The organism is Streptomyces kaniharaensis, assembly GCF_009569385.1.
GTDB classification, from domain to species: Bacteria; Actinomycetota; Actinomycetes; order Streptomycetales; family Streptomycetaceae; genus Kitasatospora; species Kitasatospora kaniharaensis.
The window spans coordinates 1,237,460-1,257,306 of the sequence record NZ_WBOF01000001.1 but is presented as its reverse complement, the minus strand read 5'-3'; the positions used below and the strand labels follow the sequence as shown (position 1 = coordinate 1,257,306).

The 19,847-nt window shown below is 72.9% G+C and carries 19 protein-coding genes; 17 read left to right on the top strand and 2 right to left on the bottom strand.

The features are described from left to right. Nucleotides 1-76 precede the first annotated feature (76 nt). Nucleotides 77-715, bottom strand: a complete 639-nt coding sequence (locus F7Q99_RS05725) for a TIGR03085 family metal-binding protein (RefSeq protein ID WP_153460344.1) — start codon at nt 713-715, stop codon at nt 77-79. 16 nt (nt 716-731) lie between these two features. Next, entirely contained in the window at nt 732-1,313 is a 582-nt protein-coding gene (locus F7Q99_RS05720; protein ID WP_153460343.1) for a hypothetical protein, read from the bottom strand. 178 nt (nt 1,314-1,491) lie between these two features. Here F7Q99_RS05720 and hisI point away from each other — a divergent pair, with 178 nt between their 5' ends. The 17 genes from hisI to F7Q99_RS05635 all read left to right on the top strand — a co-directional run bounded on the left by hisI (nt 1,492) and on the right by F7Q99_RS05635 (nt 19,663). Further along, nucleotides 1,492-1,863, top strand: coding sequence for a phosphoribosyl-AMP cyclohydrolase (hisI, locus tag F7Q99_RS05715; protein ID WP_153460342.1), 372 nt, complete (start codon nt 1,492-1,494; stop codon nt 1,861-1,863). A 37-nt stretch (nt 1,864-1,900) separates the two neighbouring features. Continuing rightward, a complete protein-coding gene (locus F7Q99_RS05710; RefSeq protein WP_153460341.1) occupies nt 1,901-3,424 on the top strand; it encodes an anthranilate synthase component I in 1,524 nt (507 codons plus the stop codon). 66 nt (nt 3,425-3,490) lie between these two features. Further along, on the top strand, nt 3,491-3,997 hold the full coding sequence (locus F7Q99_RS05705; RefSeq protein WP_153460340.1) for a Uma2 family endonuclease: 507 nt from the start codon (nt 3,491-3,493) through the stop codon (nt 3,995-3,997). Further along, a complete protein-coding gene (locus F7Q99_RS05700; protein ID WP_326846300.1) occupies nt 3,994-4,605 on the top strand; it encodes a TIGR02234 family membrane protein in 612 nt (203 codons plus the stop codon). The genes F7Q99_RS05705 and F7Q99_RS05700 overlap by 4 nt, the downstream gene beginning before the upstream one ends. Before the next feature lie 133 nt (nt 4,606-4,738). Further along, nucleotides 4,739-5,002 (top strand): HGxxPAAW family protein, encoded by a 264-nt coding sequence (locus F7Q99_RS05695; RefSeq protein ID WP_230210162.1) that lies wholly within the window; start codon nt 4,739-4,741, stop codon nt 5,000-5,002. Nucleotides 5,003-5,146: 144 nt separating this feature from the next. Then, nucleotides 5,147-5,587, top strand: a complete 441-nt coding sequence (locus tag F7Q99_RS05690; protein WP_326846299.1) for a DUF2752 domain-containing protein — start codon at nt 5,147-5,149, stop codon at nt 5,585-5,587. Between the two features lie 287 nt (nt 5,588-5,874). Next, on the top strand, nt 5,875-6,681 hold the full coding sequence (gene trpC, locus F7Q99_RS05685; RefSeq protein ID WP_153460339.1) for an indole-3-glycerol phosphate synthase TrpC: 807 nt from the start codon (nt 5,875-5,877) through the stop codon (nt 6,679-6,681). Between the two features lie 10 nt (nt 6,682-6,691). Next, nucleotides 6,692-6,949 carry a tryptophan biosynthesis modulator TrpM gene (trpM, locus tag F7Q99_RS05680; protein ID WP_153460338.1) on the top strand — a complete coding sequence of 86 codons (258 nt, stop codon included), beginning with the start codon at nt 6,692-6,694 and terminating at the stop codon, nt 6,947-6,949. A gap of 50 nt (nt 6,950-6,999) precedes the next feature. Further along, the gene (trpB, locus tag F7Q99_RS05675; protein ID WP_153460337.1) at nt 7,000-8,262 is read left to right on the top strand and encodes a tryptophan synthase subunit beta; all 1,263 of its coding nucleotides are present in this window, start codon (nt 7,000-7,002) and stop codon (nt 8,260-8,262) included. Between the two features lie 2 nt (nt 8,263-8,264). Further along, on the top strand, nt 8,265-9,074 hold the full coding sequence (gene trpA / locus F7Q99_RS05670; RefSeq protein ID WP_153460336.1) for a tryptophan synthase subunit alpha: 810 nt from the start codon (nt 8,265-8,267) through the stop codon (nt 9,072-9,074). Nucleotides 9,075-9,290: 216 nt separating this feature from the next. Next, a complete protein-coding gene (locus F7Q99_RS05665; protein ID WP_153460335.1) occupies nt 9,291-9,536 on the top strand; it encodes a hypothetical protein in 246 nt (81 codons plus the stop codon). A gap of 139 nt (nt 9,537-9,675) precedes the next feature. Beyond that, nucleotides 9,676-10,194 (top strand): MauE/DoxX family redox-associated membrane protein, encoded by a 519-nt coding sequence (locus F7Q99_RS05660; RefSeq protein ID WP_153465835.1) that lies wholly within the window; start codon nt 9,676-9,678, stop codon nt 10,192-10,194. Nucleotides 10,195-10,243: 49 nt separating this feature from the next. Then, the gene (locus F7Q99_RS05655; RefSeq protein ID WP_326846298.1) at nt 10,244-11,122 is read left to right on the top strand and encodes a DsbA family protein; all 879 of its coding nucleotides are present in this window, start codon (nt 10,244-10,246) and stop codon (nt 11,120-11,122) included. Nucleotides 11,123-11,263: 141 nt separating this feature from the next. Further along, complete coding sequence (lgt, locus tag F7Q99_RS05650) at nt 11,264-12,283, top strand: prolipoprotein diacylglyceryl transferase (protein ID WP_153460334.1); 1,020 nt, start codon at nt 11,264-11,266, stop codon at nt 12,281-12,283. A gap of 161 nt (nt 12,284-12,444) precedes the next feature. Further along, nucleotides 12,445-13,167, top strand: a complete 723-nt coding sequence (locus F7Q99_RS05645) for a VIT1/CCC1 transporter family protein (protein ID WP_153465833.1) — start codon at nt 12,445-12,447, stop codon at nt 13,165-13,167. Nucleotides 13,168-13,608: 441 nt separating this feature from the next. After that, nucleotides 13,609-18,210: a glutamate synthase large subunit gene (gene gltB / locus F7Q99_RS05640; RefSeq protein WP_195911201.1), complete on the top strand. Its 4,602-nt coding sequence runs from the start codon at nt 13,609-13,611 to the stop codon at nt 18,208-18,210. Then, a complete protein-coding gene (locus tag F7Q99_RS05635; protein ID WP_153460332.1) occupies nt 18,203-19,663 on the top strand; it encodes a glutamate synthase subunit beta in 1,461 nt (486 codons plus the stop codon). The genes gltB and F7Q99_RS05635 overlap by 8 nt, the downstream gene beginning before the upstream one ends. Nucleotides 19,664-19,847 lie beyond the last annotated feature (184 nt).

The following is a 19,847-nucleotide window of genomic DNA, read 5'->3' as shown; positions in this document are numbered from 1 at the left end:
GCCGGAGACGGAGCCGGGCTGCGCGTTCGGAGTGTCGGGGGAGGGGCGACGAGGGCAGGGAGGGGGCGGGCCGGGGTTACGGCAGCGGCAGGGCGTGGCGGAGGGCCTCGACGGCGTCCTCGGGGCCGTCGACGGTGAGTGTGGTGCGGTCGCCGCGGCCGTAGACGAAGAGGATCAGCTCGCCCGGTTCGCCGGTGATGCGGACGGTGGGGGAGCCGGCCGGGCCGACCGTCAGCGACCGGCCGTCCGGGTGGCGCAGCTCCAGCCGGACCGGCGAGCGGCGGTGGGCCTCCAGCCGGGCCAGCAGCGGCAGGCGCCGCCACAGCGCCTCGGCGCGGCCGGGCGGTACCGGCTGCGGCGTCCAGTCCTCGCCCGCCCGGAGGACGTCCTCGGCGTGGACGAAGTACTCGACGGTGTTCGCCGCCTCGTCGGCGCCGGGCAGGGCGAACGGTGAGAGCAGCGGCGGGCCCGACCGGAACAGCTTCAGCAGCTCCTCGTACGGGCGCTCGGCGTACGCCGACTGCACGCGGTGGGTCCAGCCCGCGAGTGCGCCGATGCGGATGCCGGCCGCCGCGTCCGTCCGGCGTTCCCGGATCACCAGGTGGGCGGCGAGGTCCCGGGTGGTCCACCCGGCGCAGAGGGTGGGCGCGTCCGGCCCGGCGGCGGCCAGGAGTTCGGCGAGGCGGTGGCGCTCGGCGAGGGCGTGGTTCGACATGGCGCCACCTTAGAACTCAGTGCAGGTGCCCGGTGAGTCTGGGGCCGCCCTGGTGGTTGCTGACGGTCAGCGAGCAGGTGTAATCCCGCCAGCCCTGCTGGTAGTTGGCCATCGTCGGGCCGAGCGGGCGGCCGTAGTAGGTGCGGTCGTCGCCCTGGCGGGCCTTGGCGGCGGTCTCGGCGCCCTTGCAGCCGTCCAGCATCGCAAGGTTGATCTTGAGGTCGCCGGTGAGGCCCTCGGGCAGTTGCAGAGTGGCGATCACCTCGCCGTCGTGCTCGCGCTCGCAGGGCCGCTCCTCCGACGTGACGATCACCGGGCTCAGTTGGGGGTGGTCGAAGCAGGTGCCGACCGCGAAGAAGGGGTACGGCGGGACGCGGGTCGGCGTCGGGGTGGGTGTCGGCGTGGGCGTGGGCGTCGGCGTCGGGGTGGCCGTGGGGGTGGGCGGGGGCGGCGCGGCGGCCGGCTTCTTCTCCTCCGGCCACAGCAGCACGGCGGCGACGACCGCGAGCAGCACGGCCAGGACGCCCCCGACGGTCAGGACCAGGCCGCGGGACGGGCGGGAGTCGGCGGCTGCGGGCGGCGGCTGCTCGGAGGTCATGGCCACGAGAATGGCCCAACCCGGGGCCTCCCGGCAGGCAGTTGGCGGAACTCGTCGCCGCACCGGACGGGCTCCCGGCGGCGCGACAGCGAACGCGGCCGTACGACGGCGAACCGGTGGCGCGGCCGCGATCCGGACATCGGGCCGGCGGGTACGGCCGGGCTGACACAATGGCCCCATGTCCACCACACCCGCCGCCCCCGGCACGACCGCCCTGGCCCCCGAGATCGCCGCCCGCCTCAAGCGGACCGAGGACGGACTGCTCCCGGCCATCGCGCAGCAGTACGACACCGGCGAGGTGCTGATGCTCGGCTGGATGGACGACGAGGCGCTGCACCGCACGCTCACCACCGGCCGCTGCACCTACTGGAGCCGCAGCCGCCGCGAGTACTGGGTGAAGGGCGACACCTCCGGCCACGTCCAGGCGGTCAAGTCGGTGGCGCTGGACTGCGACGGCGACACCCTGCTGGTCAAGGTCGACCAGACCGGCGCGGCCTGCCACACCGGCGACCGCACCTGCTTCGACGCCGACGTGCTCCCGCTCGCCTGACCGTCCCCTCCCAGAACCCCAGAAGGTGCCGCCCGCCATGGATCTCGAAGCCTTCCGCAAGCTCGCCGTCGACACCCGGGTCATCCCGGTCACCCGCAGGCTCCTCGCGGACGGCCTCACCCCGATCGGCCTCTACCGCAGCCTCGCCGACGAGCGGCCCGGCACCTTCCTGCTGGAGTCCGCCGAGCAGGGCCGCAGCTGGTCGCGCTACTCCTTCGTCGGCGTCCGCAGCGCCGCCACCCTCACCGCCGACCCGGACGGCAACGCCCGCTGGCTCGGCACGCCGCCCGTCGGCATCCCCACCACCGGCGACCCGCTGCAGGTGCTGCGCGCCGCCCTGGAGGCGCTGCACACCCCGCGCCACACCGACGACGGCCTGCCGCCGCTCACCGGCGGCCTGGTCGGCTACCTCGGCTACGACATCGTCCGCCGGCTGGAGAAGCTGCCCGACCTCAACCCGGACGACCTGCGGCTCCCCGAGCTGACCATGCTGCTCGCCACCGACCTCGCCGTCCTCGACCACGCCACCGGCACGGTGCTGCTGATCGCCAACGCCGTCAACCACAACGACCTGGCCAGCGGCGTCGACGAGGCCTACGCGGATGCCGTCGCCCGCCTCGACGCGATGGAGGCCGACCTGCTGAAGCCGGTCGACCCGGGCCTGGCCACCTTCACCCCGGCCGGCCCCGGCGAGGCCCGCTCGCCGTTCGGCGGCGCGCCGTACCGGGCCGCGGTGGACGAGATCAAGGAGCGGATCCGGGCCGGCGAGGCCTTCCAGGTCGTCCCCTCGCAGCGCTTCGAGGCGCCCTGCCCGGCCTCCGCGCTGGACGTCTACCGGGTGCTGCGCACCACCAACCCCAGCCCGTACATGTACCTGTTCCGCTTCCCCGGCCCGGACGGCACCGCGGACGGCGGCTTCGACGTGGTCGGCTCCAGCCCGGAGGCGCTGGTCAAGGTCACCGACGGCGAGGCGCTGCTGCACCCGATCGCCGGCACCCGGCACCGCGGCGCCACCCCGCACGAGGACGCCGCGCTGGCCGCCGAGCTGCTCGCCGACCCCAAGGAGCGGGCCGAGCACCTGATGCTGGTCGACCTCGGCCGCAACGACCTCGGCCGGGTCTGCGAGCCGGGCAGCGTCGAGGTGGTCGACTTCATGCAGATCGAGCGCTACAGCCACGTCATGCACATCGTCTCCACCGTCACCGGCACGGTGGCGCCCGGACGCACCGCCTTCGACGTGCTGACCGCCTGCTTCCCGGCCGGCACCCTGTCCGGCGCGCCCAAGCCCCGCGCGATGCGGATCATCGAGGAGCTGGAGCCCACCCGCCGCGGCCTGTACGGCGGCTGTGTCGGCTATCTGGACTTCGCCGGCGACTCCGACACGGCGATCGCGATCCGCACCGCGGTGCTGCGCGACGGCACCGCGTACGTGCAGGCCGGCGCGGGCGTGGTCGCCGACTCCGACCCGCACGGCGAGGACACCGAGTGCCGCAACAAGGCGGCGGCCGTGCTGCGGGCCGTCGCCACCGCCAATACGCTGCGGACGCCGGAGCTCTCGTGAGTTCGTGAGTTCGCGAGGCCGGGATCGCAGCAGGTCCGCAGTAGGTTCGCAAGGGAGGCGGCCGGGATGTCCGAGTTGCCGCACGACGAGCGGCGGTGGGAGATCGTGCTCAGCGCCGCCGTGCAGATCGGGGACCAACTGGCGGGCCACGGCCGGGTCCTGTCCGATGTCCTGATCGACTTCCCGGCCGCGCCCGGCGGCCTCGCCCCCGACCTGGCGGTGATCGCCCCGGGCGCCGAGCGCAACGCCCGCGGGCGCTACGCCGGGCCGGACGTCGAAGCGGTGCTGGAGGTCGCCGCGCCGGGCGGCGGCCACGGCACGACGGCCCCGGTCTACGCCGACTGCGGGATGCCGTTGTTCGTGGTGGTCGACCCGGTGGCCGGCGCCTGCACCGTGCACACCGCCCCCGCCCCGGGCGGGGTGTACCGGGAGGCCGAACGGGTGCCGTTCGGCAACGACCTCTTCCTGCCGCTCGGCGGGCGGACGGCGGTCGTGCGCACGGACGAGTTCCCGTACGGGCCGCCCACCCCGGCTGCGGGGCCGGACGCCGGCCGGGGGATAGTGGACGGGTGAGCGCTCCAGACCAGACCCCCGTACCCGCCACGGCCCCCGCGGCGGCCGCCGCGCCTAGCCGGCGGACGCTCGGCGTGATGCTGCTGCTGACCGTGCTGAGCGCCGTCCTGGTGCTGACCGCGGCCGGGCGGGACTGGGCCTCGGGCCGGGCCGGCACCTTGGAGGTGTCCGTCACCGGCGGCAGGATCTCCGAACTGCCCGGCGGGCTGGCCCTGGTGGGGCTGGCCGCGGCCGTCGCGGTGTTCGCGGTGCGCGGCGCCGGCCGGGTCGCGGTCGGCGTGCTGACCCTGCTGGCCGGACTCGGCGCGGCCGCCGCCGCCGTGGCCGGCGCGAGCGACACGACCGCGCTCGACGCCGAGGCGGCCCGCAAGCTCGCCCTCGCCGGCTCGACGGCCACCGAGGTCGGCCACAGCGGCTGGCCGTGGGTCGCGGTGGCCGGCGGGGCGCTGCTTGCCCTCGCCGGACTGCTCACCCTCCGCTTCGGCCGCCGCTGGCCGGCCATGGGCAGCCGCTACGAGGCGCCCACCCGCACGGCGCCCGCGAAGACCGACACCGCGGCCGACCTGTGGAAGGCCCTGGACCGCGGCGAGGACCCCACCGCCGTCTGACGTCGCACATGTGACGCGATAGACCCGCCACCCGCTTTGGGGCGCCGATGTGTGGCCCGGCACAATGGGACCCGTCAACCCGCCGGCGGCCCCGCAGGCCCGGCCGGGCCCCGAGAGCCAAGGAGCATCATCGATGGCAGCAGAAGCACACGGCCACACCCCCGCCGCCTGGACCGGCGTGACCATCGCCTTCGTCGGTTTCGCCATCGCGGGTGTCGCGATGATCCAGCCGTCGCCGCTGCTGGTCGCGGCCGGTCTGGCGGTCGTCGTGATCGGCGGTGTCGTCGGCAAGGCCATGGCGATGGCCGGCATGGGCAAGCAGCCGAGCACCAACGTCTACGGGACCGTCGAGGAGCAGGTCGAGGCCCGCGCCGCGCGCGCTGCCGTCGCCGCCTGACGACGGGACCCTCGCACAACGGACGAGAGACGAACCGGGTCGTACGACCAGTCGACAGACGGAGCTTTCGCACAGCAGAACGGCGGGCGCGCCACGCCCGCCGTTTTCGTTCCCTCCGGGCCCCTGCCGGGCAGAATCGGGGGCGTGAACGCCGTTCCTACCGCCTCCGCCCCGCCGCCCGTGCTGCGACGGCTCGGCCCGCCGATGGCCGCGCTGGCCGCGGTGGCCCTCCCCGCCCTGTACGTCTCCGTGGTGGACCCGAACGCGCCCGGGCACTACCCGGACTGCCCCTTCCTGGCCGCGACCGGCTGGTGGTGCCCCGGCTGCGGGGGCCTGCGCTGCGTCCACGCCCTCACCCACGGGGACCTCACCGGCGCGCTGCACGACAACGCGGTGGCGGTGCTGCTGTTCGCTGTGCTGGCGGTGCTCTGGCTGCGCTGGGGCTGGGCGGCGCTGACCGGCGGCCAGGGGCCGAGGATCTCGGTCGGGGCGCGTCGCTGGGCGCTGATCGCGCTGCTGGTCGTGGTGTTCACGGTCGTGCGGAACCTGCCGATCGGCGCGGGACTGGTGCCGCCGCTGGTCTGAGCCGCCGCTTGGGCGGAAACCGCAGGAATGTCGGTGGAGACCCGGTGAAGCCGCAGCTGGGAGCCCGCGCAAGGGGCGTCCGGTCTGCGAGACGCGCGCCGGGCTGATGCGCTGTGCGCCCCCGGCTGCCGATACCATCGAAGAGCCGCCGGGCCTCTGCCCGGACGGCTCATCGCTAGCGAACTAGCAGAAACGATGGGGGCACTTCGCGTGAGCGAGCGGAGCGAGCGAACCATTGACAGGTGCGTGTTGCGCGCAGCGCCTGCCGAGCGGAGCGAGGTGGGCGCATGAGTGTGCTCGACACGATCATCGAAGGGGTCCGCGAGGACCTCGCCGAGCGGCAGGCCCGGGTCTCCCTGGACGAGCTCAAGGAGCTCGCCGCCAAGGCTCCGGAGGCCAAGGACGGCGTCGCCGCCCTCAAGGGCGAAGGGGTCCGGGTGATCTGCGAGGTGAAGCGCTCCAGCCCGTCCAAGGGCGCACTGGCCGCGATCGCCGATCCGGCCGCCCTGGCGCGCGACTACGCGGCCGGCGGTGCCGCCGCGATCAGCGTGCTGACCGAGCAGCGCCGCTTCGGCGGATCGCTGGCCGACCTGGACTCCGTCCGCGCCGCGGTGGACACCCCGCTGCTGCGCAAGGACTTCATCGTCACCGCCTACCAGCTGTGGGAGGCCCGCGCGCACGGCGCCGACCTCGCGCTGCTGATCGTCGCCGCCCTCGACCAGCCGGCCCTGGTGTCGCTGATCGAGCGCGCCGAGTCGATCGGCCTCACGCCGCTGGTGGAGGTGCACGACGAGGAGGAGATCGCGCGCGCGGTGGACGCCGGGGCGCGGATCATCGGCGTCAACGCCCGCAACCTCAAGACCCTCGAGGTGGACCGCAACACCTTCGGCAACGTCGTCCACGCCATCCCGGACGGCATCGTCAAGGTCGCCGAGTCCGGTGTGCGCGGCCCGCTGGACGTGATCTCCTACGCCAACCTCGGCGCCGACGCGGTGCTGGTCGGCGAGTCCCTGGTGACCGGCAAGGACCCACGCGCCGCGGTCGCCGACCTGGTCGCCGCCGGGGCCCACCCCGCCGTCCGGCACAAGGACTGAAGCAGCCCGGATGAAGACCGCCACCCGACCCGAACCCTCCGGATGGTCGGGCTCCGCCTCGACCGCGCGGTGGGCGGGCGCCGCGTCCCCGCACCTCGGACGCGACCCCCACCCCCCGCTGCGGCTCGGCGCCGCCCTCCGGAACGGCTGCCGCCCGCGCGGCTGCCGCGCGCCCGCACGCCGGGTGCTGGGGCGGCGGGTGCGCTACGTCATCGGGTGCGAGCCCGGGCAGGTGCAGGGCCGGCGATGGCGCGTGACGCACGGCTGATCATTCGGCCACGAGACGTCACTGTCGTCATCTCCCTGAGGGGTTCCACCATGTCCGAGAAGGACTATCTGCCCGGTGCCCAGGTGCCGGACGCCCGCGGCTACTTCGGCGCGTACGGCGGCCGCTTCATCCCCGAGGCGCTGGTCGCCGCCGTCGAGCAGGTCGCCGAGGAGTACGAGAAGGCCAAGGCCGACCCGGCCTTCGCCGCCGAGCTCGACACCCTGCTCAAGGACTACACGGGCCGCCCGAGCCCGCTGACCGACGTGCACCGCTTCTCCGCCGAGGCGGGCGGCGCGCGCATCCTGCTCAAGCGCGAGGACCTCAACCACACCGGCTCGCACAAGATCAACAACGTCCTGGGCCAGGCCCTGCTCACCAGGCGGATGGGCAAGACCCGGATCATCGCCGAGACCGGCGCCGGCCAGCACGGCGTGGCCACCGCCACCGCCTGCGCGCTGTTCGGCTTCGACTGCACCATCTACATGGGCGAGGTCGACACCGAGCGCCAGGCGCTGAACGTCGCCCGGATGCGGATGCTCGGCGCCGAGGTGGTGGCCGTCAAGTCCGGCAGCCGCACCCTCAAGGACGCCATCAACGAGGCGTTCCGAGACTGGGTCGCCAACGTCGACTCCACCCACTACCTGTTCGGCACCGTGGCCGGCCCGCACCCGTTCCCGATGATGGTCCGCGACTTCCACCGGATCATCGGCGTCGAGGCCCGCCAGCAGGTGCTCGACCGCACCGGGCGGCTGCCCGACGCCGTCGTCGCCTGCGTCGGCGGCGGCTCCAACGCGATGGGCATCTTCCACGAGTTCATCCCGGACGCCGGCGTGCGGCTGATCGGCTGCGAGGCCGCCGGCGAGGGCGCCGACACCCCCCGGCACGCCGCCACCCTCACCAAGGGCGACCCCGGCGTGCTGCACGGCTCGCGCACCTACGTCCTCCAGGACGAGGACGGCCAGACCATCGAGTCGCACTCCATCTCGGCCGGCCTCGACTACCCGGGCGTCGGCCCGGAGCACGCCTGGCTCAAGGACACCGGACGGGCCGAGTACCGCCCGGTGACCGACGACGCGGCTATGCAGGCACTGCGCCTGCTGTCCCGCACCGAGGGCATCATCCCGGCCATCGAGAGCGCCCACGCGCTGGCCGGCGCCCTGGAGCTGGGCCGCGAACTCGGGCCCGAGGCCACCATCCTGGTCTCGCTCTCCGGGCGCGGCGACAAGGACATGCACACCGCGGCCCAGTACTTCGGCCTGTACGACGAGCCCGCCGGCGACTCCGGCGACGACGCGGCCAACGGGGGTAAGTGACCATGACATCCAAGCTCAGCGACATCCTGGCCGCCGCCAAGGCGGAGAACCGCGCCGCGCTGATCGGCTACCTGCCGGCCGGCTTCCCGACCGTCGACGGCGGCATCCGGGCGATCGACGCGCTGATCGAGGGCGGCTGCGACGTCGTCGAGGTCGGCCTGCCGCACTCCGACCCGGTGCTCGACGGCGCCGTCATCCAGACCGCCGACGACATCGCGCTGCGCGGCGGCGTGCGGATCAAGGACGTGCTGCGCACCGTCCAGGAGGTCGCCGCCGCGCACCCCGAGGCGGCGGTGCTGGTGATGACGTACTGGAACCCGGTCGAGCGCTACGGCACCGCGCGCTTCGCCGCCGACCTGGCCGCCGCCGGCGGGGCCGGCTGCATCCTGCCGGACCTGCCGGTGGAGGAGTCCGAGGAGTGGCGCAAGTCGGCGGACGAGCACGGGCTGGACACCGTGTTCGTGGTCGCCCCCAGCAGCAAGGACCGCCGCCTGGCCGAGGTCACCGCGGCCGGCAGCGGTTTCGTCTACGCGGCCGCGGTGATGGGCGTCACCGGCACCCGCACCCAGGTCGACTCGCTCGCCGAGGACCTGGTGGCCCGCACCCGGGCCGTCACCGACCTGCCGGTCTGCGTCGGCCTCGGGGTCTCCAACGCCGATCAGGCCGCCGAGGTGGCGGGCTTCGCGGACGGCGTGATCGTCGGCTCCGCGTTCGTCAAGCGGATCCTGGACGCCGACGGTGACGAGCCGGCCGCGCTGGCCGCCGTCCGCGCCCTGGCCGGCGAGCTGGCGGAGGGTGTGCGCCGCCGCTGATCCGCCGCACCGCACGCGCCTGACGGCCCGTCGCTCCCTCGGGAGTGACGGGCCTTCGGTGCTCTGGGCAACGGGTGTCGGGGCCCCGAACGGGTGAACAGTGGCGGGGACACGCACCAGCCGGGGTTGACCGGCGTTGACTGGAGGGACGAGTGCACGGGCGACGTGCACGGGCGACGTGCACGGGCGTGGCCGAGCGAGCGAAGGGGTGAGCCGGTGCGAGGACTCCACCGAGCCGTCCTGCTGCGGGCGGCGGCAGCCGCGCTGACCCTCGGCGCCGCCGTCGGGGCACACCCCGAGGTGGGGCAGGCGCTGGCCAGGGCGGGCGCCGAGCGGGCCGAGCGGGACGCGTCCGCGTGCGCCGAGGCGGCCCGCTGGGACGCCGCCGTGCGGGCCGCCCACCCGCACCACCAACGACGGGCCGACCCGCCCGACCCTGGCCGCGCGCACGGCTGCCGCTGACGAGCGGGCGTTCGAGCGGATTCGGACGGAACGTCAGCAGACATCACTCCTACGGCTTAATTCCGGAAAACGGAGCAACCACCCCTCACCCCTCACGGTTCATCAGGAAGTGAACGAGCTTCCCCAGGGGGGTCCCCTGATGGCCGGCCCGGCGGCGCCGCCCGGCGACTGCGTGCCCACGCCGGCAGCGCGGCGAACCGTTCCGGCGTGGACGCAGCCGCTCGGCACCGCCGTCCGGCTCGGGCTCGCGGTGGTCTGGGGCTGGGCCGGACTGGCCAAGATCGCCGACCCTGCGGAGGCCGCCCAGGCCGTCCGCGCCTACGAGCTCCTGCCCGAGGCGCTGGTCAAACCGGTCGGCCACGCGCTGCCCTTCCTGGAGCTGGCGCTCGCCCTGCTGCTGGTGATCGGGCTAGGCGTCCGGCTCGTCGCCGGCGTCTCCACGCTGCTGCTGCTCACCTTCGTCGCCGGGATCGGCTCCGCCTGGGCGCGCGGCATCTCGATCGACTGCGGCTGCTTCGGCGGCGGAGGGCACGTGGACGCCTCGCAGACCGAGTACCTGCAGGAGATCCTCCGCGACACCGGGTTCCTGCTGCTGGCCGGGTGGCTGCTGTGGCGGCCCCGCACCAAGTTCTCGGCGGACGGATGGCTGGCCGGCTGACCGTCCCCTCCCACCGCACCCCACCCCCCCCGACCCGGAGGCCCCGACCGTGGACGTCAAGGCAACGAGCGAGAAGAACCGAGAGGGCAAGCGCAACGCCCGCGAGCGCATGCAGGCGCAGCGGGAGGCCGACGAGGCCGCCTCCCGGCGCAGGAAGAAGCTGATCGCGGGCGGCTCGGTGTTCGCGGTGATCGCCGCCGCCGTGGTCACCGGCGTGATCGTGCAGAACCAGCGCTCCGAGCCGGAGACGCCCGCCGCCGCCCCGGCCGGGACGACCGGCGACAAGAACCTGGTCATCCCGGTCGGCGCGGCCAACGCCCCGTCCGTCCTCACCGTCTACGAGGACCCGCGCTGCCCCGCATGCGGCAGCTTCGAGCGCGAGTTCTCCGCGACCATCGACCAGCTGGAGGACCAGGGCAAGATCTCCACCAACGCCCACATCGTCTCGTTCATCGACCGGGCCGTGCCGGGCAAGGGCTCCAAGAGCGGCGCCAACGCCCTGGCGTGCGCCCAGGACGCCGGGCACTTCCGGGACTTCCACGACGTGCTCTACCGCAACCAGCCGGAGGAGACCAACGACGCCTTCGGTGACAAGGCCGTCCTGATCAGCCTCGCCAAGCAGGTCAACGGCCTGGACACGCCCGCCTTCGAGGCCTGCGTCAACGAGGACAGGTACGGCGGGTGGGTGTCCTCCGTGCAACAGGACTTCGACAAGTCCGGCTACCGGTCCACCCCGACCGTGCTGCTCAACGGCCAGCCGATCTACCCGAAGAACGGCAACGACCAGATCACCCCGGCGAACCTGGCGAAGTGGGTGGACGCCGCCAACCAGGGCAAGCAGCTCGGCACCCCGGGCTCCAACGGGCAGACCCCGGCGCCCACCGCCGCCGCCCCGGAGGCCAACAACCCGTCGCCGAACGCCGGCTGAGCCGCGTACGCCGCCGGACGGCCGCCGCCGTCCCCGCCCAGTCCGGAGGCGGCGGCGGGGCGGTTCGTCGCCCGTTGTTCGAGTTCTGTGACACCAGGGGTGTCCGGCGGGGGCCGCCGACCCTGTAGCGTCGGAGCTGCCATGGATATCGCCTACATTCCCAGCCCGTCGCGGGGCGTCCTGTACCTCGGACCGATCCCGCTGCGCGCCTACGCCTTCTGCATCATCCTCGGTGTCGTCGTCGCCGTCTGGCTCGGCAGCAAGCGCTGGGTCGCCCGGGGCGGTGCCAAGCACACGGTCGGCGACATCGCCGTGTGGGCCGTACCGTTCGGCCTGGTCGGCGGCCGTCTGTACCACGTGATCACCGACAACCAGCTGTACTTCGGCGAGGGCAGGAACCCCTGGAACGCCTTCAAGATCTGGGAGGGCGGCCTCGGCATCTGGGGCGCGATCGCGCTGGGCGCGGTCGGCGCCTGGATCGGCGCCCGCCGCCGGGGCGTGCCGCTGCCCGCGTACGCCGACGCCATCGCGCCGGGCATCGCGCTCGCACAGGCGATGGGGCGCTGGGGCAACTACTTCAACCAGGAGCTGTACGGCCGGTCGACGACGCTGCCGTGGGGCCTGGAGATCGACAAGAGGCTGCCGAGCGGCGAGATCGTGAAGGGCGTCTACCACCCGACCTTCCTGTACGAGTCGCTGTGGTGCGTCGGAGTCGCGCTGCTGGTGATCTGGGCGGACCGCCGCTTCACGCTGGGCCACGGGCGGGCCTTCGCGCTGTACGTGGCCGCGTACACGGTCGGCCGGGCCTGGACGGAGTGGCTGCGCATCGACGAGGCGCACCACTTCCTGGGCGTGCGGCTGAACGACTGGACGGCGGGGATCGTGTTCGTCGCCGCCGTGGCCTACCTGGTGATCGTCGGTAAGACGCGGCCCGGCCGCGAGGACCCGGCGAGCATCGACCCGGCCGCGCACGCCCCGGAGGAGCCCGGCGAGGGCGCGGCGGCGGAGAAGCCCGAGAAGCCGTCCGAGAACAAGCCCGCGAAGAAGTCCGCGGAGACGACCGAGAAGAATTCGTCCCGGCCGGCGGAGAAAAAGGTGGACGGCGAGCTTGCTGAGGCGGCCGCCGAGAAGGCCGAGAAGAAGTCCGAACACCTGACCTGACCTGCGACGTTCCCGCACCTTCGGCCGCCCCCGCGACACTCGCGGAGGGCGGCCGAAGCGCTGTTCGGACAGCCTTACTTTGCTGGAAATGCCCAGTTCAGGAGGGCTACGTTCGAAACAGACGAACGAAACGGAGGGGACGAATCGTGAGTGCGACCACCCTGGAGCCCGAGGCCGTGAACCACCCCCGCGTACCGGCCGCGGGGCACCACCGGGACGTCAACGGCGGCTGGCTGCGGCCCGCCGTGTTCGGCGCGATGGACGGACTGGTGTCCAACTTCGCGCTGATGACCGGCGTGGTCGGCGGCTCGGTGTCCAGCGGCACGGTGGTGCTGACCGGGCTCGCGGGCCTGGCCGCCGGCGCCTGCTCGATGGCGGCGGGGGAGTACACCTCGGTGGCCTCGCAGGCTGAGCTGGTGCAGGCCGAGATCGAGGCCGAGCGGCTGGAGCTGCGCCGCAACCCGCACGGCGAGCTGGCCGAGCTGGCGCAGCTGTACATCGCCCGTGGGGTGGAGCCGAAGCTGGCCCACGAGGTGGCCCGGCAGCTGTCCGCCGACCCGGACCAGACGCTGGAGATCCACGCGCGGGAGGAGCTGGGCATCGACCCCAACGACCTGCCCTCGCCGTGGGTCGCGGCCGGGTCCTCGTTCGTGTGCTTCGCGGTGGGCGCGCTGCTGCCGCTGCTGCCGTACCTGCTGGGCGCGACCTCGCTGGTGCCGGCGCTGCTGCTGTCGGTGCTCGGCCTGTTCCTGTGCGGTGCGCTGGTGGCCCGGGTGACGGCGCGCAGCTGGTGGTTCAGCGGGCTGCGGCAGTTGCTGCTGGGCGGCACGGCGGCGGGGGTGACGTTCCTGCTCGGCTGGCTCATCGGCGGGCACGTGGGATGACACGGCGGAGTGCATGACTATGCCGGCCGATGCGTGACGTTCCGCACATGGTCGTCACGTATCGCCTGGCCAAGTCTCATCATCCGATCCGCCGGCCCGCAGATTCGTATCTGTGGGCTGGCCCCGGGAATGGATTCGCAGGCGGCCTTGATCGGCTTCTGTGGCGGTCCGGTTTCGCCCCTGTTTCAGGCGGCCGACCGCCGGGCACAATCGTCGGGACGTGCACTGTGGCACGTCCTTTCGCACATCCCTTGACCTGCGGATCCGTCCCGCCATGTGGACGACATATTCCGCTTCCCGGGATCTTGGGCATCATGTAACTTGCACGAAATCGCATCAGGGCCAACGTCGTCCCTACTGCACCAGCTCCCCCAGCCGCCGGCTGGGAGGTGCCCCCAAGCCGAAATGACGACGACGGGAGAGCCGATGCTGCCTGCATCCATGCACTCCGCCAACGAGCTCCAGGCCGGCGCCGCCCGCCCGCCGTACGCGCTCGTTCCGGATGCGCGACCTGCTGCTCAGGGCCTGTACGACCCGCGAAACGAGCACGACGCCTGTGGCGTCGGTTTCGTCGCCACGCTGACCGGCAGCGCCGACCACACCATCGTCGAGCAGGCGCTGACCGTCCTGCGCAACCTGGAGCACCGCGGCGCCACCGGCGCCGAGCCCGACTCCGGTGACGGCGCGGGCATCCTCACCCAGATCCCGGACGCCTTCCTGCGCGGCAAGGTCGCCTTCGAGCTCCCGGCCGCCGGCTCCTACGCGGTCGGCATCGCCTTCCTGCCCGACGAGGACACGGCCGACGCCGCCGCCGTCGCGCAGATCGAGGCCATCGCCGCCGAGGAGGGCCTGACCGTCCTCGGCTGGCGCGACGTGCCGGTCACCCCGGACCTGCTCGGCGCCACCGCCCGCAGCGTGATGCCCCGCTTCCGTCAGCTCTTCCTGAGCAAGGACGGCCTGGCCGGCATCGAGCTCGACCGGATCGCCTTCGTCGTCCGCAAGCGCGCCGAGCGCGAGGCCGGCGCCTACTTCCCGTCGCTCTCCGCCCGCACCATCGTCTACAAGGGCATGCTGACCACCGGCCAGCTGGAGCCCTTCTTCCCCGACCTGTCGGACCGCACTTACGCGTCCACCATCGGCCTGGTGCACTCGCGGTTCTCCACCAACACCTTCCCGAGCTGGCCGCTCGCCCACCCGTACCGCTTCGTCGCGCACAACGGCGAGATCAACACGGTCAAGGGCAACCGCAACTGGATGCGCGCCCGCGAGTCCCAGCTCGCCACCGACCTCATCCCGGCCAACAAGAACGGGCAGGGTCTGAGCCGGATCTTCCCGATCTGCACCCCGGACCACTCCGACTCGGCCTCCTTCGACGAGGTCCTGGAGCTGCTCCACCTCGCCGGCCGGTCGCTGCCGCACTCGGTGCTGATGATGATCCCGGAGGCGTGGGAGAACCACGCCACCATGGACCCGGCCCGCCGCGCGTTCTACCAGTACCACTCCAACCTGATGGAGCCCTGGGACGGCCCGGCCTGCGTCACCTTCACCGACGGCACCCAGATCGGCGCCGTCCTGGACCGCAACGGCCTGCGCCCGGCCCGCTACTGGATCACCGAGGACGGCCTGGTCGTCCTCTCCTCCGAGGTCGGCGTGCTCGACATCGAGCAGGAGAAGATCGCCAAGAAGGGCCGCCTCCAGCCCGGCCGGATGTTCCTCGTCGACACCGTCGAGGGCCGCATCGTCGAGGACGACGAGATCAAGTCCGCCCTCGCCGCCGAGCACCCCTACGAGGAGTGGGTCGCCGCCGGGCAGATCCAGCTCGCCAAGCTCCCCGAGCGCGAGCACATCGCGCACACCCACGCCTCGGTCACCCGCCGCCAGCAGACCTTCGGCTACACCGAGGAGGAGCTGCGGGTCATCCTCGCGCCGATGGCCAGGACCGGCGCCGAGGCGCTCGGCTCGATGGGCACCGACTCGCCGATCGCCGCGCTGAGCGAGAAGCCGCGCCTGCTGTTCGACTACTTCGTGCAGCTCTTCGCGCAGGTCACCAACCCGCCGCTGGACGCGATCCGCGAGGAGCTCGTCACCTCGCTGCTCAGCAACCTCGGCCCCGAGGGCAACCTGCTGACCGCCGAGGCCGCCTCCTGCCGCTCGGTCGGCATCACCTTCCCGGTGATCGACAACGACGAGCTGGCCAAGCTCGTCCACATCAACGCCGACGGCGACCAGCCCGGCCTCAAGGCCGTCACCCTGTCCGGCCTCTACAAGGTCGCCACCGGCGGCGCCGGCCTCGCCTCCCGCCTGGCCGAGATCGCCGCCGAGGCCGACGCCGCGATCGCCGACGGCGCCCGGATCATCGTGCTCTCCGACCGCCACTCGGACGCCGAGCACGCCCCGATCCCGTCGCTGCTGCTCACCTCCGCGATCCACCACCACCTCATCCGCACCAAGCAGCGCACCCAGGTGTCGCTGCTGGTCGAGGCCGGCGACGTCCGCGAGGTGCACCACGTCGCGCTGCTGGTCGGCTACGGCGCCGGCGCGGTCAACCCGTACCTGGCCATGGAGTCGGTCGAGGACCTGGTCTCGCAGGGAGTGTTCATCCAGGGCGTCGAGCCCGAGAAGGCCATCAAGAACCTGATCAAGGCGCTCGGCAAGGGCGTGCTCAAGGTCATGTCCAAGATGGGCATCTCCACCGTCGCCTCCTACCGCGGCGCCCAGGTCTTCGAGGCCATCGGCCTCTCCCAGGAGCTGGTGGACGGCTACTTCGCCGGCACCACCACCAAGCTCGGCGGCATCGGCCTGGACGAGATCGCGCGCGAGACCGCGGCCCGCCACGCCAAGGCCTACCCGGCCTCCGGCATCCCCGCCGCGCACCGCGCGCTGGAGATCGGCGGCGAGTACCAGTGGCGCCGCGAGGGCGAGCCGCACCTGTTCGACCCGGACACCGTCTTCCGGCTCCAGCACTCCACCCGCAACCGCCGGTACGACATCTTCAAGCAGTACACGGACCGGGTGAACGAGCAGTCCGCCCGCCTGATGACGCTGCGCGGCCTGTTCGACCTGGACGCCCTCGGCCGGACCCCGATCCCGGTCGACGAGGTCGAGCCGGTCTCGGAGATCGTCAAGCGCTTCTCCACCGGCGCCATGTCGTACGGCTCGATCTCCCTCGAGGCGCACGAGACCCTCGCCATCGCGATGAACCGCCTCGGCGGCAAGTCCAACACCGGTGAGGGCGGCGAGGACCCGGACCGCCTGTACGACCCGCAGCGCCGCTCGGCGATCAAGCAGGTCGCCTCCGGCCGGTTCGGCGTCACCTCCGAGTACCTGGTCAACGCGGACGACATCCAGATCAAGATGGCCCAGGGTGCCAAGCCCGGCGAGGGCGGCCAGCTGCCCGGCCACAAGGTCTACCCGTGGGTCGCCAAGACCCGGCACTCCACCCCGGGTGTCGGCCTGATCTCGCCGCCGCCGCACCACGACATCTACTCGATCGAGGACCTGGCGCAGCTCATCCACGACCTCAAGAACGCCAACCCGGTCGCCCGCATCCACGTGAAGCTGGTGTCCGAGGTCGGCGTCGGGACGGTCGCCGCGGGTGTCTCCAAGGCGCACGCGGACGTCGTCCTGGTCTCCGGGCACGACGGCGGCACCGGTGCGTCGCCGCTGACCTCGCTCAAGCACGCCGGCGGCCCCTGGGAGCTCGGCCTCGCCGAGACCCAGCAGACCCTGCTGCTCAACGGCCTGCGCGACCGCATCGTCGTCCAGACCGACGGCCAGCTGAAGACCGGCCGCGACGTCGTCATCGCCGCGCTGCTCGGCGCCGAGGAGTTCGGCTTCGCCACGGCCCCGCTGGTCGTCTCCGGCTGCATCATGATGCGCGTCTGCCACCTGGACACCTGCCCGGTCGGCGTCGCCACGCAGAACCCGGTGCTGCGCGAGCGCTTCTCCGGCAAGCCCGAGTTCGTGGTCAACTTCTTCGAGTTCATCGCCGAGGAGGTCCGGGAGATCCTGGCCTCGCTGGGCTTCCGCTCGATCGAGGAGGCCGTCGGCCACGCCGAGCACATCAACGCCCAGGCCGCGATCGACCACTGGAAGGCCGCCGGGCTCGACCTGGCCCCGCTCTTCCACGTCCCCGAGCTGCCCGAGGGCGCGGCCCGGCACTGCACCACCACCCAGGACCACGCGCTCGACAAGGCCCTGGACAACCAGCTCATCGAGCTGGCCGAGGACGCCCTGGAGCGCGGCGACGCCGTCCGCATCCAGCTGCCGATCCGCAACGTCAACCGCACGGTCGGCACCATGCTCGGCCACGAGGTGACCAAGCGTTACCGCGGCGAGGGCCTGCCCGAGGGCACCATCGACGTCACCTTCACCGGCTCCGCCGGGCAGTCGTTCGGCGCCTTCGTGCCGCGCGGTGTGACCCTGCGGCTGGAGGGCGACGCCAACGACTACGTCGGCAAGGGCCTGTCCGGCGGCGTCGTGATCGTCCGCCCGGCCCGCGACGCCGCCGCCATCGGCAACGACGCGCAGAACCACGTCATCGCCGGCAACACCATCGGCTACGGCGCCACCTCCGGCCGGATCCACCTGCGCGGCAAGGCCGGTGAGCGCTTCGCGGTCCGCAACTCCGGTGCCACCCTGGTCGTCGAGGGCGTGGGCGACCACGGCCTGGAGTACATGACCGGCGGCCGGGTCGTCATCCTCGGCGAGACCGGGCGCAACCTGGCGGCGGGCATGTCCGGCGGCATCGCCTACGTCCTGGACCTGCGTCCCGCGAACGTCAACGACGGCCTGGTGGGCATCGAGGCCCCGACCGCCGCCGACCGCGACTGGCTGCGCGAGACCGTGCAGCAGCACTACGAGGAGACCGGCTCCACCGTGGCCGCCGAGCTCCTGGCCGACTGGGGCGGCGGGGTCTCCCGCTTCTCCAAGATCATGCCGACCGACTACAAGGCAGTGCTCGCCGCCAAGGACGCCGCTGAGCGCGATGGCCTCTCCGAGGCCGAGACCACTCGCAAGATGATGGAGGCGGCACATGGCTGACCCCAAGGGCTTCCTGACCACGCCCAAGCAGCTGGCGGAGCGTCGCCCGGTCGACGTCCGGATCCGGGACTGGAACGAGGTCTACGTCGAGCGCAGCCTCCTGCCGATCATCACCAAGCAGGCCGGCCGGTGCATGGACTGCGGCATCCCGTTCTGCCACAACGGCTGCCCGCTCGGGAACCTCATCCCCGAGTGGAACGACCTCGCCTACCGGGACGACTGGTCCGGCGCGATCGAGCGGCTGCACGCGACCAACAACTTCCCGGAGTTCACCGGCCGCCTCTGCCCGGCGCCCTGCGAGTCGGCCTGCGTGCTCGGCATCAACCAGGACGCGGTGACCATCAAGAACGTCGAGGTCACCGTCATCGACAAGGCCTGGGACGGGGGCGGCGTCACGCCGCAGGTCCCGGAGCGGCTGTCCGGGAAGACCGTGGCCGTCGTCGGCTCCGGCCCGGCCGGCCTGGCCGCCGCCCAGCAGCTCACCCGGGCCGGGCACACCGTGGTGGTGTACGAGCGCGCCGACCGCGTCGGCGGCCTGCTGCGCTACGGCATCCCCGAGTTCAAGATGGAGAAGCGCCACATCAACCGCCGCGTCGAGCAGATGCGGGCGGAGGGCACCCGGTTCCGCACTGGCGTGCACGTCGGCGAGGACATCACCGGGCAGCAGCTGCGCGAGCGCTTCGACGCCGTCGTGGTCGCCGCCGGTGCCACGACCGCGCGCGACCTGCCGGTGCCCGGGCGCGAGCTCAAGGGCGTCCACCAGGCCATGGAGTACCTGCCGCTGGCCAACAAGGTGCAGGAGGGCGACTTCGTCGAGTCCCCGATCAGCGCCAAGGGCAAGCACGTCGTCGTCATCGGCGGCGGCGACACCGGCGCGGACTGCGTCGGCACCGCCCACCGCCAGGGCGCGGCCTCGGTCACCCAGCTGGAGATCATGCCGCGCCCGGGCGAGGAGCGCCCCGGCCACCAGCCGTGGCCGACCATGCCGATGACCTACAAGGTCACCTCCGCGCACGAGGAGGGCGGTGAGCGGATCTACTCCGTCAGCACCACCCACTTCGCCGGCGATGAGGACGGCAACGTCCAGGAGCTGCACCTCGTCGAGGTGGAGTTCAGGGACGGGCGGTTCGAGCCGGTGCCCGGCACCGAGCGGGCCATCCCGGCCCAGCTGGTCACCCTGGCCATGGGCTTCACCGGGACGGACGTCAGGAACGGGCTGGTCGAGCAGCTCGGCGTCGACCTCGACGCGCGCGGTAACATAGCCCGCGACGGCCGGTTCGCCACCAATGTCGATGGCGTGTACGTCTGCGGAGACGCCGGCCGCGGCCAGTCGTTGATCGTCTGGGCCATCGCGGAGGGCCGTTCGGCCGCCGCCGCGGTGGACAGGTACCTCGGCGGCAAGACCCCGCTTCCCGCCCCGATCCGGCCCACCGACCGCCCGCTGGTGGTCTGACGGCCCGACCGGCCACCCCCGAACGCCCGGCGCCGCATCGCCGGGAGCTCAACCCGCTGCCCCCGCCAGCGTCGCCGGGCCAACGCGGTCTCCTGGCGCCCGCCCTCTTCCCCGACCAGTTGGAGGGCGGGCGCCGTCATGCCCTCGTCCTGGCTGCCCGGAAGGCGCCGGTGGCTGCGTCAAC